At 60.3% G+C, this 1,422-nt stretch carries 1 protein-coding gene and 1 pseudogene; both read right to left on the minus strand.

Annotated features, from left to right (window positions below; all coding sequences use genetic code 11):
• Positions 1-220, minus strand: a pseudogene (locus tag EN742_RS34940) (hypothetical protein); the annotation flags it as partial.
• Positions 221-734: 514 nt separating this feature from the next.
• A complete protein-coding gene (locus EN742_RS34945) occupies positions 735-1,229 on the minus strand; it encodes a hypothetical protein (RefSeq protein ID WP_126055411.1) in 495 nt (164 codons plus the stop codon).
• Positions 1,230-1,422 lie beyond the last annotated feature (193 nt).

Below are 1,422 nucleotides of genomic sequence, written 5' to 3' on the forward strand. Positions count from 1 at the left end.
AGCTTGAATTGCCCCCACTGTTGCCATTGCCGCCGCCGCCGTTCCCGTTGCCGCCGCCGCCATTGCCGCCATTGCCATTCCCGCCGTCGGCATAAGCCAAGGCGGGAACGATCGTGGCGGCGCCGTAGAGCTTGACGTGGCAAGGCGCGATCGTCAGCGCCAGCGCCGTCGAGATCAACAGGGCAAGTCGGCTCAGCCGGTTCAAGGACAGTTTTGGCACCCTTCTCTCCCCGCCGGTCTTCTGCGCGGTCTGACAGACCGCGGCCGGCACGATTGAGAAGCAAAGAATCCATGCAAGCGCACGCGCACGAAAGCGGCCCACGACCCATGCCTTGCCGGTTCAGACCTTTTTTGCCGCCTATGCCGGACCTATGTCGCACGGTCGGCGCAATGCCGCCAGGCGCGACAGCGGCAACCGCAAACCGGGGCCGGTTGACGGCGCGTTAACCAAGTCTCTTGGAAAGCGGGGCGCAATTCTCTAGAACTATAGCGCGTGAAAAACACAGGACCGCGCCAACGAACCGCGATGCGCCAAGGGTCGCCCGGCAGAAATGCAAGGCGGACCCCAAAAAAATACCCCCGCCAGTAGGCGGGGGCAAGGTGAGCACGGAAGTCCTGTCAACCGATGATCAAGAACCGAAGAGACGAAGCAAAAGGTGGCAACCTGATTTTGCAGCGCTGACCTTCGGTCCCGAAAAGATCACTCCAGATAGAACCTCGCTCTCACAAACCATTCAAAAACTATTCAGTCGCGCCACATCGGCCGCGGTTGCCGCTCTTTCGACGATGGTGCGCCCAAGCGCGTCCTCCATCCTGAAGCGGCCGTTTTCGATTTCTTCCTTCATACCGTTAGGGTGCGTGACCCTGATGTTCTTGCCGTCGATTTCGACCTTGTCGCCGGTTACGGCGTTTACATGATCGACAGAAGCATCGCCGGCCTTGCCTTTACTGTTTCCCTTGCCGTTGCCGCCGGCGTTGCTGTTGCCGCTGTTTCCGTTCCCGCTATTGCCGCCGCTGTTTCCGTTCCCGCCGCCGCTATTACCGCCGCCGTTTCCGTTCCCGCCACCATTGCCGCCGCCGTTTCCGTTCCCGCCGCCGCCCTTGCCGGCATAGGCCTTGTTGGTGGCGACACCATCGACCGAGAGGTGAAAGGGTGCAAAAATCAGCGCCAGCGCGGCGAAAACGCGCAAGACAAGCCAGCCCAGTTGGCCCATGCGCGGTACGCGCATCCCACTCTCCCCTTGCCGGTCAACCGGCGCGACAGCTAGCCGAAAACCCCAACGGCATTGTCGATGAGAAAGCATTCACAAATCGCGGGGCTTCGCGAAAGTGGCCCACGACCCTTGTCTTGCCTCTTCGGACTTTTTGCTTGTCTGATATCAGACTTAGGTCTTAGTTCAACCTCAAGATGTAGTCCTTGCA

The sequence above is a fragment of the Mesorhizobium sp. M4A.F.Ca.ET.020.02.1.1 genome, assembly GCF_004022645.1.
Lineage (GTDB): Bacteria > Pseudomonadota > Alphaproteobacteria > Rhizobiales > Rhizobiaceae > Mesorhizobium.

What these genes read in the sequence shown, in the direction of transcription:
- EN742_RS34945 (WP_126055411.1), bottom strand. Translation starts at nt 1,229, where the DNA reads ATGCGCGTACCGCGCATGGGCCAACTGGGCTGGCTTGTCTTGCGCGTT.